A 15,374-nucleotide genomic window follows, 5' to 3' on the forward strand; every position below is an offset into this window, starting at 1 on the left:
TCCAATAGGTGCAATAATCGCGTACCTATGTACAGAATGCACAGTGCACCTAATTCGCTTCACCTGCTACCACTACTACGTTTATCCAAGCTCAAGGCCGCTCAGTAAATCATTTCAACTATATTTGGTGGCAATCCTTCCGGTATCTATTCTAGGATTCCTCTATGTGAAAGTCCTGTCAGGTTATCTTTCGCGCGAAACATTGGTTCTTTCAGGCTTATTCGCTGGGATTGCAATGGGTTTTCTATGGTCAAGGTGGTTGTACAACTCCAACAAGCAAAACCATTGGTAAAGAAGCTAATAAGGCTAAATACCTAGATCATGGTGTAGTGCAGTGGCCTTGATCGCATGCTCAAGAGAAGTCCATACCTCGAGGCCATGAAGCAGGCGTGCACGACTAATATCTGGTAGATAGTAATTGCGTCTTGTAACTAAAGTAGATGTGCTTAAAATATCGATCGACTTACTAGGCGAAAGCAAGTTACGAACAATTGTAGCAATCTCCAAAATTGTCATACCAACATCAGAGCCGACATTGACGACTTCAATGCCACTCGCCGATACCAAAAGGGACCAAAGCCAAAATGCACAATCAAATGTATAGAGGTAGGAGCGTACAGCCAAACCGTCTCCCTTGACAACCACGGAATCAGAATACAGAGCATCACGTATAAAGTTACCAATGGCAAAATGTGCATTGACTGGCATTGAAGGACCAACAAAAGCGAAACAGCGCGCAATTGTAAAATCAACGCCATATTGCTTGTGAAAATTAGAGCACATGCTCTCAGCCATCAACTTTGCATGAGCATAATCATTGAGTTCGCTTTCAATTGGCGTATGAAGTTTAATATCTTCCGATAAGTTTTGCCCGCCTTGAGTTAAAGAGCACTCATAAACAGCTCCAGAACTTAGGAATAGTATCTTTTGAATTGACTTTATTCGACAAAATTCAAGACAGTTACGCGTGCCCTTCAAAATGACATCAATTTTAGAGTTTGAATATAAGCCGCCCACATTACTAGAATCTACAGCCCCTAGGATACATGCTGAATAAGATCCATTAAGGGAAAAAGGGTTACAAACATCTACTTCAACAAGACTTATAGTAGATTGCGTGCTCCAAGAAGGGAAGCGAGCCAAGGTTTTAGGAATGCTACGGGTGATCAATGTAAGTCTTAAATTAAGATTAAAACGGATATTCGCCTCGCATGCCAAGCCAACAAGTGGAGAACCTAGAAACCCTGTTCCTCCGCTAATAAGTACGGTTTGATTCTTAAGGGATGACCAAAGGACAGAGTATCCGGCACAATCCCATAAGAAATCAGAAACTGACTTAGACATAACAGTCTCGCTCTTCTAACAATACGTCAATGCGCCCTAGCACTAATAGAGGCAATAAGAGAACCTCTCATCTTGAAGTGGAAAAAATGCCTCAGATTAGGCATCTTGTACGAAAAGTCACTGTTTTCTCAGAAAATAGATAATAGTATCATCGAGACAGTCGCTATAGTGTGCGACATGGAGGTCAAAATTCTCCACACGATAACCATGACCAAAAAGGTAATCAGGAATTGTAGCTAGATCTTGTGGCTTGTGATATGCGGCTATCGCAAGGTCAGGAAAACCCTGTAGAACAGAGCGCAAACCAACGAGTGCGTTGATCTCGGCACCTTCTATGTCGATCTTAATAAGATCAACAGATTCGTTGACACTTTCGTCGATTGGAGCGGCCTCTAACTCTCCATCATCGGCCTCGATGACAGAAACCATCCCACCTCTCACCTCAGTTGCTTTTAGGCGACAACGGTGTGACCATGCAGCATAAGGCACAATCAGGACCTCTTCAGAGATTCCGATTCCTGAAGATCGTATCTGAGGAAAAAGCGCTGCGTTCGCCTCAACAGCAATCGCACGTTGAATCAACAACCTTGAAAATGCCTGCCGAATTGTATCTCCATCGAAAGCGCCTACATCGAGAAATATTTTGTAGTCTCTTGTGGAGCCTGTTTCAATAATGTCAAACCACATATTACGATTATTCCTTCTAGTATCAACAAGATCTCTTGGATCAAGTGAATTGCGGAATCTAATAACTGCCATGAAGGCCTCGCGAGAGCGAGGATGTACGAGCATGTAGGTCCTGTAGAGGGAGTCTAGATTTGCGACTACCCATTCAGAAAACTCACGTACTTTGTTTGCAAGATGGGGGGCATCAAACAGATGGGCAGCTTCTTGAAAAAAACAGCTCTGGCCCCTACTTCTCGCGCCTGTTCGAGCTGCGACTGACATGCGCCAAGAATGACGATCCCCTCGGAACTCTGTATCGAATAAAGGTCCTCTACTACATCAAAACCTTCAGCTAAAGCACGAGCACGAACGGCAGGATCAGAGTCGTAGATAATGAGCTCAACGTTGGATGTGGCACGAATGTGAGAGGCAAGCCCACGTCCTTTCCCTCCGAAGCCGAAGAAACCTACCCGGCCAATATTTGCCATTTTACTAACTTCCATAAGCCTAATATTTGCCCGCTGCTGCGCATTTTGCAGAATATTCCTGAAGTCAGAATACGAAAGTTCTGATATCGCCTGATTCATTTTATCCATTGGTATTGTCACCAAACCGATCTCCCACCGTCAATTATAAGATTTTGTCCAGTCATGTAGGACGATGCATCAGAACAAAGGAACTGAACAGCACCCCTGTACTCATCTGTACGGGCCATACGAGCCATCGGAATGCGATCGTTGAGCTTTTCAACGAATGTAGAACTCTGTCCATTAAAAACACCTCCCGGAGAGAGGGCATTCGCCCGCACAACCCCACCAGGCCAGTAGGTGGCCAAATAGCGCGTAAGTCCGAGCATCCCTGCCTTAATCACTGAATACGACACTGGCTTCACTGGCTGCGAATTCTCATCACACTCAGCCAATCTATAGAGTCGCTGATCAGGGCTAATCACAGAAAGGTCGGAAGCAATGTTGAGGATGACACCACGGCCATTATTGGCCATCCGCGTTCCAAACTCTTTAGAGCATAATAATGCCCCAGTCAAGCCGACATCAATCTGTAATTGCCACGAGCCTCGATCTAGACTTTCCAATCTTGACGGTTCAAATAATCCCTGAGTGCCTACCTTCGGATCAATTGATGCATTGTTTACTAGTACGTCAGCGGTCCCAAAGTCACTCTCCAACCTGCAAGCCAGAGCCTCGATACTTCTCTGGCACGTTACATCTATCCATGATGAAATTGCGCATCCAGGATAATCAATGGCATTCACTTCCTCGGAGACAGCATAAGCCGCTTCTTCTGCGAGATCAGCAACCACCACAGTTGCGCCCAATTCCGCTAGTGCTAACGCATGTTCACGCCCCAGTAACCCGCCTCCACCAGTAACAACGGCCACCCTGCCAGATAGATTGAAAGCTTTCGGCAAAATCAAGCTCACGATTTTACTTGCCCCCCATCGACAACAAAAACTTCACCAGTGACGAAGGCAGAAAGTGGCGAAGCTAGGAATACCACACACGATGCAACTTCATTGATAGTGCCGAAACGGCCCAAAGCAACTTCACGCGAAATCATCTGCTTCACGCCAATAGCATCCGTTTTCAATTTAGACTCCCAAACAGAGCCTGGAAATATAATATTTCCAGGTGCAATAGCATTGATGCGAATAGAATCAGGCGCAAGGTGCCGCGACGCACCACGAACGTAACTGTTTAGAGCAGCCTTGGCAGCTGAATACGCCAGAGGAGCACCCAATGACTCGAGCCCACAGATCGATGAAACGCAGACAATTGACCCGCCAGCCCCACGCATCAGCGGTGCGATAGTCTTGACAAGTAAAGTTGCGGAAAAAGATTAATCCGCAGCATCATCTCCCATTCAGCCAGCCCTTCTTGAAGACCTGTAAGCGAACGTCCAGATCCTACATTGCAGACCAGAACATCCAACAAGCCAAATCGGTTAGTCACCCAATCGACCAGCTTATTAACACCACTCGCGGTAGAAACATCAGCAGAGAAAAAGGCCTCTGCACCAATCTCATCGGAAACAATTTCGAGCTTGGAAGAATGACGTGCATTAACAAGCACCCGACAACCTTCTTGAACCAGGATGCGAGCAACACCCTCGCCAATTCCAGACGAAGCTCCCGTAACTAAGGCAAGGCGTCCATCAAGGCCAAGGTCCATCGTGTTCTCCTAAGAAATAGAGTCCTTCAGCCAGCCCTTAACCATATTGAGGTATACCACCAAAGCACCTAGATGATCGTCGTCGACGGCACGAGCTGTCTGCAAAATGAAATCACCGGAATAGCTGACGCGTTCAAGCTCTCCGAACACCATTGCGAAGTCTGCATCTCCTTGACCTAGAGGTACGCTCTCACCACCCCGCAAACGATCTTTGACATGAACATTCATAATGCGATCACCATAAACAGAAATCTCCTCATGTGGGTTCCATCCCAGAGAAGCGCTGTTACCCACATCGTAATTCACACCAAATGCTATAGATGGAAACTGACCAATCATTTCACCAAGCTCCTGGGGACCAAAGTCTGACTCAAAAAGTATTGAGATTTTCCTGTCAAGAAGCCAATAAGTCCAAGGCATTAAGTCGTCGAGAAGTGCGGATATCTGCTCATGGTTATCGATACTACCTGAATCTACCAGGGGAACAACTAGGAAGGAAACTCCCAACATTTCACACGCCTGTAGGACGTAGTTAAATTCGTTAAGCAAATGTCTCCTGATCGAGCCTTCCGCTTTCCAAAAAGGAGCCTGCATAAAGCAGTCTCCGGTCACCGAGGCGACTGTCAATCTCATTTCATCACTTAGATGGCGTATTGTGCTTCGGCCCGATGTACTCAACAGTGGATTCTCGTGAAGGCGCTCGTGATCGATAGTCCATTCAATAAGATCAAACCCTGCTTGGGAACCGCGAATAAATTCATCCTCCCAGCAGCTCCAAGGGAATGCCTGTATGCGGCCATCAACAAGCGGAGAAAGCCTACCTTGCATAAATCCAATCTTCCTCATTACAATCCCTTTGCTGTCCAGCCTCCATCAACAAAAATATCTTGGCCTGTGACATAAAGAGATGCGTCTGAGACAAGAAAAAGAATTGCTCCAACCAAATCCACAGGTTCCCCCCAGCGCCCGAGTATGGTTCGTTGAATTCTTTGCCTACGACGAGTCGAATCAGCATAGCTCTCAGCTGTCATTGCAGTTTTCACATATCCTGGTGCTAAGCAGTTGACACGTATTCCCATATCTCCCAGATCAACAGCCAGTGCTTTTGCTAATTGCCTGAGCCCGCCCTTGGCAGCCGCATACCCTGGATTTCCAGGGAATCCCAATGCTGAATTAACACTGGTAATGAAAACGATTGAAGCTGGGCCACTCATCCACTGAAGCGCCGAGAGTGTACAGCTATATGCGGCCAAAAGATTAGTCGAGATGGTTCTGGAAAAGTCGTCCATGTTTTGAAGGGCAGATTGTGAGGGATAAGTAACGCCTGCCGAGAAAACAAATGCATCAATATTTTTTCTCGAAGATGCAATGTCCGCACACAACGCCTGAAAAGCGCCACCATCTGTAAGGTCACAAACGCGATAGTCAAACACTTGAGATGATATCTGCTCACAGGCCGTTCGTCCACAGCCAATCACGTCACCACCTGCAGCTGATAGACCTTCCGCAAGCGTCGCACCGATGCCGCGTGAAGCACCCGCGACTAACACTGTCCTCCCCCGAAGATCAAACAAAGAAAAGGGAAAAGGGAGTCCACTGCTCGGCGAGGCAAAATGTGTATTGCCCTCATCAACACTCACACCGTCCATGACACTTCCTCGAGATCAGTAGAATAAGGAGTACCATCATCTCGGAAGCGCGTCACGATAGAGGGGCCACGATAGCCATCAGCATCAATCATTAGATTTATCATCAGCCTACTACCTCCCTGCTTGATTTCCTCAAGAGTGTCCATCAATGCCCTAGGGCTGTCGACGAGCCTGTATTTGAGCCCGAACGCGGAGGATAATTGTTCAAGATCAGGAGATGATAAACCGGAAGACGGTGAGGCTCCAAATTCCTCTCCAAAAGTGCGCAGCTGTGAACGGGATATCGACACATAGCCTCCATTGTTAAGCAAAATAATTGATATATCAAGCTCTGGATTGGCCTGAATAGTCGCCAATTCCTGGACATTGAGCATTAATCCGCCATCCCCCTCCAGGCAGACCACTCTGCCAACGCGAGCCGCCGCAGCGCCTACTGCTGTTGGGAGGCCAAGGCCCATAGACCCCAGAGAATGCCCACCGTAGATAATCCGATTACCGTTTGCAGGGCGGAAGAATCTTGCGATGCCTTCGATAGCATAACCAGACGCAGTTGTAACAAAAATCATATTAGACAAAGTATCTGTCAAAGCAAGGGAAATATTTCTAGCATTGAGGGCTCCGCCAGCACCAAGACACCTCATTTCATGACGCTCATCTTCCTGCTTCCAAGACAAACACTGAGAAAACCAGGCTTCATGTGCATCAACAGGCCCTGCTGCCATGGCCCTCAGCCAATCCAGTGCTTCTGATGCATCAGAATGACAACAATCAAGAAACTCAATCTTGGCAAATTTTTCCAACTCCAAACCATCGACATCAATAACAAGGCGATGCGCTCGCCTGCCAAATGCTGAAGGATTAAAACCAGTAGTCAACAAATCCAATCTAGCGCCAAGAAAAATTACTGCATCAGCATTCTGAAGTATTCTATTACTGTGGGTCGACGCCAATCCACCTGGGCATCCAAAATTTAGACCATGTCCTGAATCAAGCAAATCAGCACTAGGCCAACTGAATAGCGTCGGAACATTGAGTGTCTCAGCCAATGACCTTATACGATCTCGGGAAACACCTGAGATCCTGGTACCGTTCCCAATAAAGAGCACTGGACGTGAAGCCCCGCGCCAGTATGTCTGCAACCAATGGCCAGATCCTTCCGAAGGTGCCAGGCGTGTTGACCTATGGCCGTGGATAATCGAAATGATTAGATCAAGCCTAGATTTTGCATTGTCTACATCAATTGCCTGGAAATCTAATGGGACTTCAATAAGAACTGGGCCCATGCGTCCAGATACAGACTTGGCTAACACCAAGGCAAGGCTCTCATCATCAATCTCGGCAGGATCATAGCGGAGTACGCTCTTGGCGATTGGCCTAATCACATCCAAAGAAGGAACCTCCTGAGCGCCATGGCTTCTGAGGCCAAATCGATTGATATCTGCGGATTTAACCTGACCCGCCAGAATCACAACAGGAACTGAATCATGATACGCCGAGGCAATAGACGTAGCAATATTTGTCACGCCAGGTCCTGAGGTTACAATCGCCAAGCCTGGGCGAAGATAATCAAAAGCCTTTGCATAGCCATCAGCCGATGCAACACAAGCCTGTTCATGATTACAGTATAATAAATTAAGGCTAGAATTTGCTGCTGCATAATGAAGATGCGTGGCCATCCCACCTGTCAAGCAATATGCTGTATCCGTGCCAAGATTAATAACAGATTGAAGAAGAAATTCGGCTACATTCAATGCACAACTCCGAAACGGTAGGTTAGCGAATAAACCTCCAGCAATGCCTAGTCTAACAGGCTTGTGGATGATTTCCAAGGCAAAAACCAAACCATGAGCTTAAGCCCAAGCAAAGATGCAGAAATTATTATTTTGACCAAGAATCGACTAATGTAAAACAGGAAAATGACCGAGCATAAATAGCACATTATGGCTAGCGACTTGCGTCACTAGGAAACGTCTATTCTTTAATTCCCATATTTGCTGGAGGCACTTTCAAGATAGTGCATTTCTTGGCAATGCTCTGCATGTTCAGCCTCGTTCAAGGCCTCCCCGGGTAAAATTCATTAAGAAAGATATTTAAACTCACAATCCAAATCAGCTTTCATCGGCAGCATTCCTGCTCATAAAGGCATTTTTACTTGCCTTAACCATTCGTTATCCATCGAGCGCAGAGGAATCTTGAGGATTTTAACCATCGACCTCTGCCCAGAGATCCAAGTGAACTTGGGTAATGATGAAGAAATTTTCATGCCAATTCCCTCACCTCTTCGATAATGAGCCTAATTACTCAGCTTTGCAGGCTAGAATCCATTTCGGAATCAAGCCACCATTTTGAACAGCTGAATTACTTGAATATTATGCCAAGTTCCGAAGAACATCTCTACACTGATACATTAGGCCAAGAGCTCAGCGATGCACTTAGCGTCCTTTCCAGGCTAGGTGAATCAATTTCTGTACTCACCTCGATTGCCAAGTTGATTCTTGATGTCGATGAAGTGGGTCGTACAGTCTACCTCTGCGGCAATGGAGGCAGTGCTGCAGATGCCCAACACGTGGCGGCCGAGCTGATGGGGCGTTACCAGCTCAGTCGCCGACCGATTGCTGCAGTTGCATTGACCACCGATAGTTCCGTTCTTACGGCCATTGCCAACGACATAACCTTTGAAGAGGTGTTTGCACGGCAAGCCAGGGCGTTGGTCAAGCCGGGTGATTGCTTTGCAGCTATCAGTACGAGCGGGCAATCGAAAAATGTGTTGAGAGCGCTGCGAGTAGCGCGCAATCAAGGAGCGACAACGGTGGGCTTCACGGGGAGCAGAGGCATGGATATGGTCCCACTGTGCGACCATCTACTCATGGTTGATTCAACCAACACTGCAAGAATTCAGGAGAGCCACATACTTGCTTGGCATATGATATGCAAAATAATTGAGGAGCGGTTGATCCCCGAATGAAAATCTTTCTCGATTACAATCGTATGCAATGCTTGATCTGTCATGTTTCAGCGCTCGCAGCGAAGCCTATGAGCTTTTCGCTGGTGCCCGCCTGCCTTGCAACTTCCCCTAGTTAAAATATTTAGCGAATCACTACTGCTAACAACAAATACTTTAAAATGCCGATATAAAATACAAAGCCCGCAAGAGCCGTAAGCGTTAACTGCTATCGCCCCCTACATTAAGACCGCCACCATCACCAGGACCAGCGGGAAATCAAACAGCTCAAACAGGAGCTGCGCCGCAAGGAGAAGGCCCTGGCAGCTACCGATCCAGAACAAGCAGCCTTTCAGGTTTTAGTCTCTTGGTCATTCAAGGGGCTTTCTCCTTGCAAAAGCACCCCAGATTGCCCGGATCGCCTCAACGCCTCCTCCCCTGGGCTCTCCTTCCCCTGGCCGCCCTCGCCTGGTGGCCCACCTTCCTGAGCCTCTCGCTTCCTTCCGCTGATCAGGTCTGGGAACGCTTCGGCATTGGGAGCTCCTGCGTCGCTGAACGCTTCCAGCTGGGCTGGATCGGGCCTGGAAGCAGTCAGAATCTCGGTGCGTTCACCGGTTCTTTGGCCTCGACGGCCGTCACGGGCCTGAGTTGCCAACTTGCCCGCCACAGCCGCCTAGACCCGCTCCAAGCGTTCCTGATCCTAGGCCTTCTGCTCACGTTCGGCCTCACGGCCCTGGCCTGCCGCTGGGCTGGGTTTCGACCCGACACCAGCCTGATCACCGCCTTCCTGATCACCACGGCCCCCTGCGCCTTCTCCCGGGTGGGTCACCTCTCCCTGGCCACCCTCTGGGCTGTGATTCCTGGGCTGCTGGCCTGCCATGGCCTCTGGCGATCCATGGGCAGCCGACGCGAGCCCCTAACCCTGGCAGCAGCGGGGGCGATCGCCGCGCTGCTCTGCCTGCCCACCCAGGACTACTACGTGTTCTTCACCCTGCTGCTACTCCTCTGCTGTTTTGGCCTGTTGCTGCTGCTCGCCGCCACCCGCACGGTGGATCTGGGCCAGTTGGGATCCATTCTTGGCCGGGGGCTGCTGTTCAGCACCGGTTTTGTGGCAGTGCTGGTGCTGCTCTACGTACCCAAACTGATAATGGTGACCCAGGCGGACACGGCACCTCCAGCTTTCTGGGCCACCCCCGCTATGCGATCGAACAGTTCCAATACGGACTGCTGCCCTTCACCTGGGTGATCCCCTCCCCCTGGGTGGTGGTGGTCCAAAAGGCTTTGGAGGACGGAGGAATCAGCACCGGAACGGAGAACTACTTCTGGTCCACGGGCAGCTTCCTGATTCCGATCGCCTGGGGGTGGCGCTCTGGACCGTCGCTCGGGAGCGCCAGCGGCCGCCCCAGGTAGGCCCGCCCCTCCAGAGGAGCCATGGGCTGGGCCACAGGGACCTGCTGTTTTTCGCGCTTCTGCTCTTCATTACCACCTTTGTGGGCCTGTTCTGGATGACCATGGGGGGGCTGGGCACGCTCTTCGCCGTGGTGGTGAGCCCGGTTCTGCGCTCTCTCGCCCGCTTCACGGCCTTCGAGTACGGGGCCGCCGTGCTGATGCTGTGCGCGCTCCTCGACCGCTGCCTCGGGCTACACATCCAGGGCTCTGGGGCGGCGGAGCAAAAGCAATGAACACCCCCGCCCGCAGACAATTGATCCGATCTGGGCTGGCTTTGGCCTACTGGCTCTCTGGATCGGCATAGAACTGCTTTCAAGCAGCCGCTGGTTGGAGCTCCCCTCGATCCAGCAGCACCACCAACTCCTAGAGACAGACAGCACCCACAAGACATCAAGTCCAAAACTCAGCGCCCTTCTATCTGAAGTGCCCTTGGCCGAGCGCAAGGTCTGGTTTGCGCCCTACACCACCTTTCCGGAAACTGGGGTAGTCGAAAGCCGCTTGCGCCAGGGGGTCTACGACACCTTCAAGACCTTTCCCGACTCCGGGATCAGCAGCAACTACGGAGCCTTCAAGCATAGCCCCGCGGACAGCCTGTTTACCCAGGCTTCGAGCCAGGGACTGGTGGCGGAGGCCCACCTGGCCCAGCGCCTCGGCTACCGCTTCTTCGCTCTGGATCTCGGGGCCGTCGAAGACCCAATAGAAGCACTTAAGTTATGTCGTCAAATCACCGGTTGCCAACACACGTCAGACGGCTATTCCCTGTATCCCATGAACCGGAAAGCCATTATATGGATCCGCTCCCTCGCAGCGTTTCAGCGCCGCATCCCGCTATTGCCACAGCAATCAGCATCTCCACGTTGGAATGGTTTGGTCTTTGCCCCCAACCAATGGTGGCTGCCAAAGGCAGAGTCTTTGAAGGCTGCCACCGGATCGATGCGGATACGAGCGCGGGCACTATGGGCATTGAGCCTCTATCGCTACGAGCCATCAGAGCTTCCGGCATCGGCGCGAGCCAATCTTGCCTCAAGGGAGCTATCTGTGAAAGCACTGCTCGGCCCTGGATTGAAAGGAGCGGATCTTTGCATAGCCTCGAAAGTGACCGCTACATCAAAGAACCGTTGCCAAATAGTTTCTTTGCGCTCCGGTGACGGGCCAGTCGAGATCACCCCTTGGTTATCGCAGGGGTCGGTTACACAAATTCAAGTGGAGGCCATATATGACAAATATGGCCTGCCGACCACGATGGAGCGACTTCCAAGTGTTGACAACAGCGAATTGCAACCATCTCCATTTTCACTAGCGATCACACCACTTCGGCTTCATTAACGCTGCAACGAGAGGGTTGTTGAATCGGACAGGGATCCTGAAGCCTTGATTGGAAATCTGGAAAGATCGCATGGCCGGATGGGCCTTGATTATCTTGTCCATTCCACATCTTGTACGTGTAAATAAGCCCTCCGGCTCATCTCTTGAAATGCCTCCTGGAGGTGATGAGACAGATCCGCCCCATCGAACAGACAACTGGCAAGAAATTCTGATTGTCGAGCAGCCTTGGCCGACCGAAGATCGTTGAGGTTTGCGCATAGGTTTATGACAATTCTGGCGTAGTCTTCTGGTGAAGATGCAACCCATCCCCCGCGATTGAGAGCCGAGACCAAAGACGAACTCATGCGCGCCGCCATGCAATCCCCCTTGATCGCCACAAGTGGCACACCCATCGCCAAGGCGTCGAACCCGGTAGTTGCACTGCTCCATGGCGTGGTGTCGAGAGCTAAATCGATTCGGTTGTAAGTGGCCATATGCTCCTCCCATGTGGCGGTAGCTGGAAGGAAGCCGATTCGCTTCTCCTCCACATCTAGCCCTCGAAGCGTGGAAAGGATTCTCTGCTGTAGGTGTAAATCTTCTGCATGGCGACCCTTAATCAGCAGGATCGCATTGGGCACGGCCCGCAGGGCTGCTGCCCAATGATTCAAGGTATCTTGTCGGACTTTGGTGAGTTGATTGAACGATCCGAACACAGGTTCTTCTCCCCAGGCCTGGGGGAGAGCAAGAGGCGGTCGTTTGGAGAAGGTACAAGCTAGCCAAGGGCGAGGCAAACGCCAGAGGGTCTCGCTGAAGACATCTTCGAACTCTGGCGGTCCGGTTTCGGAGTCGCAAATGAAATAATCAATCGCGTGCAATCCTGTTGACGCATGGAATCCAATATAGTGGCATTGAACCGGAGCGCATCGTTCGGCAAGAATCTGGATCCCTGAATCGGCCAGATATCCTGATGTTTCGACGATAATGTCATACTTATTCCTGAGCAGTAGGTCGCGGCATTCAGAGAGTGTGAGACCATCCAAGAAAACCTCCTCGCTCACCAGCGCTCCCATTGGCGAGGATGTCATCGATTGATTCCTGGTCAGAAAAATCAAATCGACCGAAAAGTCATTTCGGCTATAATGCCGGAGGAAGGAGTTGAGAAATAAGTTGTCGCAATGTCGGCCCAGAAAACCAATCCTCAATGGTCTGGCTTGCCCACTTACTAGTGCCCAAACCAGATCATAATGATCAGTGGCTGTTCGCACACCAATTTCGCGCCAATAGCGTTCAGAGGTCTCCAGAAGCAACTGCTGGTGTTCCCTGCCGCCGATCGAGTAACAGAACATGAGATTGGTGAATGAGAGCCAATCACCTGGGAGCAACTCAAGCGCACGATCGAAGCACTTAATGGCCTCATCTAGCAATCCGCGCAAGCGATGAATCCCACCTAGTGAACGCCAAGCCTCCGCTGAAGAAGGCTCAAGCCTAATGGTTTTAAGATAACCCTCAGCAGCCTGCTCTAGATCACCAATCTCCTCTAGCACCTCAGCAAGCAAGAGATGAGCTTTGGGCATATCTGGTTTGAGCAGCAAGACTCCAAGCAGAGCCATGCTTGCCTCCTCGAGCCTACCCTGTTCCTTGAGTATGTTCCCAAGGTTGAACTGGGCAACTGCTAGATCGGGTTGGATTTTCAGAGCGTTCTGGTAAGCGACCATGGCCTCGTCAAGGCGGCCCGCTGCCTTCAATCCGTTCCCAAGATTGTTGAGTGCCTCTGGATACTCCGGCCGGATGGACAGCGCTAGGCCATAGGCCTCAATGGCTTGAGAGTGATCACCGCGAGCGAGGAGATCATTACCGAGACAGTAATAGCTTGTGGCCTGCTTCTGATCTGAGACGTGATCGAGGCTATGCTCTTCTCCAGGATTCACAAAGACACCTCCCTAGTACATGTTTTTCGAGTTGATTGGGAGGGGCATTGCCAGCCGATACCTTCACCAAGAAAAGTCTCCATCTCCTTCCCATGGGACGACAGACCAGACACCATCATAATGTCGAAAACATAAAGAGAGTGAGCAGTACGGTCGTCGATTCAGCCACGTTGTACAGAGAAAACATCTCAGGATCCTCGTGAGCCCGTACCTAGTAACTTGGCCACTTCCTAATAAAGATCTGTCTTGACTGAAGCCACCTAGCTTGCTATCGCCTTGGCCGCGCTCCTCTCCTTTTATGTTTATAACACCACCATACGTCAACCGACCGCAAGATCATGACGGTTCTCCATGAGTACGTGGCATCGGCAACACCGCTGAAATGGATGTGCATTGGGCTTCCGGGTCAGCAAGGCCACTCCTTCAGCAAAGACTGCGTCTGAGAAATCCATGCAGAAACGGGGAGGCCTCGTTGCTGAGCTTGATGAAGCGAAGTCGCCTCATGCACGGTGTCGTCACTTTTTTTGGGGAGCGCCGAATCCCTCACCCTGCCCTGTGGGCGGAGGCGAACCATCCTCCCGACCAATGGTCCGCTTCAAGGAGGCGTATGAGGCCAAGGCCTGCAAAAGCTTGCCATCCCCACAGAAGTAGCCGACAGCGCACAGAGGCTGGCCTCCAGAGCGCCCATCAGCTTCTCTAGAAACTTGCCAAGGACGGCCTCATTGAGAGGCTGGCCACGATTCATGGTGTAGATGAAATTGACCGGAGGCTATCGGTGCTGGGATGACCGATCGGATGGTCAGGCCATCTACCCAGAGAAATAGCACCTTACGGCGGAGCCGCTCAACCCACAGCCTCTCAGAGTGAATCACATTGAAAGCCTGCAACAACGAGGCCAACACCAACTGCGCTGCCTTCACCACCGACGGCGCTCCTAATTAAGCATAAAAATCACAAAAGGTAGGATTAAGTCAATTGAGAGCCAGTGAGGCAGATCTACCAGCTTCCGAATCCGCTTAAGCGGGTAACGGGCCAGGATCCGCTCCTCAATCGAAACGCTTTCCGCAAATCCCAAGGGAGACTGACGTGAGGTACGGGCCAGCCTCTTTGCCGTGAAGGCACGGGAACCATGGCAAGATTAAAAAATGGTGAGAGCTCGTCGAGAAGCAGAGGTGACTGCCCTGATATCAAGCGGCACCTAAGGGCAGCTGAGAGGGTGTGCACGGGCTCTTTAACCGTCCGTTGACCCGAAAAAGCTAATGACTGCAGGGGTTTTGGCAGATATCTCATCCGAATCAACGCACCAAAGGATCTCAGTGCAGCAGGCTCCATCAGTGTGTGGATGACTGGACGCGCCCTCAGCATGAGCCTAGAATTGGAAAGAGCGATACCCAAAACCATGCGCACCAAAACCCAGTTGGCTCTCATCCGCAGCCTGCAGGCTCGTAGAAGGGCCACAGCCTCCGCATTCACTCTTGTCGAGCTGATGATTGTTGTGGCTGTGATCGGCATTCTCTCTGCTGTAGCCTTACCTCAATATCTGCAAGCACGTGTTCGGGCCGCGGCGGGTGCTGCGGTTGGCGAAACCATCGGATTGGCTAAAGAATGCGCGGTAGCTCAGGCTTCTCAGCTCCCAGCCACACCGATTTCGGGAAAAATTTGCAATGGTTCAGCACCTGTCCTCTTTAACGCCACCTGGTCTGGTGGAACGACTGATGGAGTGAAGTGTTTGCAAGCAACGGCTGCATCTGCTGCCAGCTTTGTCGTCACAGCCTCTTCCAATGGCGGACTTAGCTGCGCCTAAGCGTTCGACAATCTTCCCTTAATAGTCTCACAAAGCCGCTTATATTTAAGCGGCTTTTTTGTACATTTTTCGAAAATATGAGCCACATGTGTTTTAACC

13 protein-coding genes and 1 pseudogene are annotated in these 15,374 nt (G+C 50.6%); 5 read left to right on the forward strand and 9 right to left on the reverse strand.

Annotated elements, in window-relative coordinates:
* Positions 1 to 306: 306 nt before the first annotated feature.
* The 8 genes and pseudogenes from AAF143_RS01780 to AAF143_RS01815 all read right to left on the reverse strand — a co-directional run bounded on the left by AAF143_RS01780 (position 307) and on the right by AAF143_RS01815 (position 7,689).
* Entirely contained in the window at positions 307 to 1,344 is a 1,038-nt protein-coding gene (locus AAF143_RS01780; RefSeq protein WP_255005270.1) for an NAD-dependent epimerase/dehydratase family protein, read from the reverse strand.
* Between the two features lie 117 nt (positions 1,345 to 1,461).
* Positions 1,462 to 2,031, reverse strand: a complete 570-nt coding sequence (locus AAF143_RS01785; protein WP_261358772.1) for an FkbM family methyltransferase — start codon at positions 2,029 to 2,031, stop codon at positions 1,462 to 1,464.
* A 137-nt stretch (positions 2,032 to 2,168) separates the two neighbouring features.
* Complete coding sequence (locus AAF143_RS01790) at positions 2,169 to 2,597, reverse strand: hypothetical protein (RefSeq protein WP_414026431.1); 429 nt, start codon at positions 2,595 to 2,597, stop codon at positions 2,169 to 2,171.
* A 17-nt stretch (positions 2,598 to 2,614) separates the two neighbouring features.
* Positions 2,615 to 3,451, reverse strand: a complete 837-nt coding sequence (locus AAF143_RS01795; RefSeq protein ID WP_255005272.1) for an SDR family oxidoreductase — start codon at positions 3,449 to 3,451, stop codon at positions 2,615 to 2,617.
* Positions 3,448 to 4,199 (reverse strand): annotated as a pseudogene (locus AAF143_RS01800) (SDR family NAD(P)-dependent oxidoreductase). The gene AAF143_RS01795 and the pseudogene AAF143_RS01800 overlap by 4 nt, the downstream one beginning before the upstream one ends.
* A gap of 9 nt (positions 4,200 to 4,208) precedes the next feature.
* Positions 4,209 to 5,045, reverse strand: coding sequence for a sugar phosphate isomerase/epimerase family protein (locus AAF143_RS01805; RefSeq protein WP_315859586.1), 837 nt, complete (start codon positions 5,043 to 5,045; stop codon positions 4,209 to 4,211).
* The gene (locus AAF143_RS01810) at positions 5,045 to 5,839 is read right to left on the reverse strand and encodes an SDR family oxidoreductase (protein WP_414026432.1); all 795 of its coding nucleotides are present in this window, start codon (positions 5,837 to 5,839) and stop codon (positions 5,045 to 5,047) included. The genes AAF143_RS01805 and AAF143_RS01810 overlap by 1 nt, the downstream gene beginning before the upstream one ends.
* A complete protein-coding gene (locus tag AAF143_RS01815; RefSeq protein ID WP_414026433.1) occupies positions 5,836 to 7,689 on the reverse strand; it encodes a thiamine pyrophosphate-binding protein in 1,854 nt (617 codons plus the stop codon). Before AAF143_RS01815 ends, AAF143_RS01810 begins: the two co-directional genes overlap by 4 nt.
* 446 nt (positions 7,690 to 8,135) lie before the next feature.
* Here AAF143_RS01815 and AAF143_RS01820 point away from each other — a divergent pair, with 446 nt between their 5' ends.
* The 4 genes from AAF143_RS01820 (at position 8,136) to AAF143_RS01835 (ending at position 11,564) form a co-directional block, all read left to right on the forward strand.
* Positions 8,136 to 8,813 carry an SIS domain-containing protein gene (locus AAF143_RS01820; RefSeq protein ID WP_414026434.1) on the forward strand — a complete coding sequence of 226 codons (678 nt, stop codon included), beginning with the start codon at positions 8,136 to 8,138 and terminating at the stop codon, positions 8,811 to 8,813.
* 385 nt (positions 8,814 to 9,198) lie between these two features.
* Positions 9,199 to 10,035 carry a hypothetical protein gene (locus tag AAF143_RS01825; RefSeq protein ID WP_414026435.1) on the forward strand — a complete coding sequence of 279 codons (837 nt, stop codon included), beginning with the start codon at positions 9,199 to 9,201 and terminating at the stop codon, positions 10,033 to 10,035.
* Between the two features lie 115 nt (positions 10,036 to 10,150).
* Entirely contained in the window at positions 10,151 to 10,471 is a 321-nt protein-coding gene (locus tag AAF143_RS01830; protein WP_414026436.1) for a hypothetical protein, read from the forward strand.
* Between the two features lie 196 nt (positions 10,472 to 10,667).
* Positions 10,668 to 11,564 (forward strand): hypothetical protein, encoded by an 897-nt coding sequence (locus tag AAF143_RS01835; protein ID WP_414026437.1) that lies wholly within the window; start codon positions 10,668 to 10,670, stop codon positions 11,562 to 11,564.
* Positions 11,565 to 11,653: 89 nt separating this feature from the next.
* Here the strand turns inward: AAF143_RS01835 and AAF143_RS01840 are convergent, their stop codons facing one another.
* On the reverse strand, positions 11,654 to 13,471 hold the full coding sequence (locus AAF143_RS01840; protein ID WP_255005279.1) for a tetratricopeptide repeat protein: 1,818 nt from the start codon (positions 13,469 to 13,471) through the stop codon (positions 11,654 to 11,656).
* A gap of 1,399 nt (positions 13,472 to 14,870) precedes the next feature.
* Between AAF143_RS01840 and AAF143_RS01845 the strand changes: the two genes are divergently transcribed.
* Complete coding sequence (locus AAF143_RS01845; protein WP_414026438.1) at positions 14,871 to 15,275, forward strand: type IV pilin protein; 405 nt, start codon at positions 14,871 to 14,873, stop codon at positions 15,273 to 15,275.
* Positions 15,276 to 15,374: the final 99 nt, after the last annotated feature.

Source organism: Cyanobium sp. ATX-6F1 (genome assembly GCF_047395825.1).
In the GTDB taxonomy this organism is placed as follows: Bacteria; Cyanobacteriota; Cyanobacteriia; order PCC-6307; family Cyanobiaceae; genus ATX-6F1.

Excerpts from the sequence above, each read along its gene's own strand:
- AAF143_RS01845 (WP_414026438.1), top strand. The coding sequence starts at position 14,871 with ATGCGCACCAAAACCCAGTTGGCTCTCATCCGCAGCCTGCAGGCTCGT.
- AAF143_RS01780 (WP_255005270.1), bottom strand. The coding sequence starts at position 1,344 with ATGTCTAAGTCAGTTTCTGATTTCTTATGGGATTGTGCCGGATACTCT.
- AAF143_RS01785 (WP_261358772.1), bottom strand. The coding sequence starts at position 2,031 with ATGTGGTTTGACATTATTGAAACAGGCTCCACAAGAGACTACAAAATA.
- AAF143_RS01820 (WP_414026434.1), top strand. The coding sequence starts at position 8,136 with ATGAGCCTAATTACTCAGCTTTGCAGGCTAGAATCCATTTCGGAATCA.
- AAF143_RS01805 (WP_315859586.1), bottom strand. The coding sequence starts at position 5,045 with ATGAGGAAGATTGGATTTATGCAAGGTAGGCTTTCTCCGCTTGTTGAT.
- AAF143_RS01790 (WP_414026431.1), bottom strand. The coding sequence starts at position 2,597 with ATGAATCAGGCGATATCAGAACTTTCGTATTCTGACTTCAGGAATATT.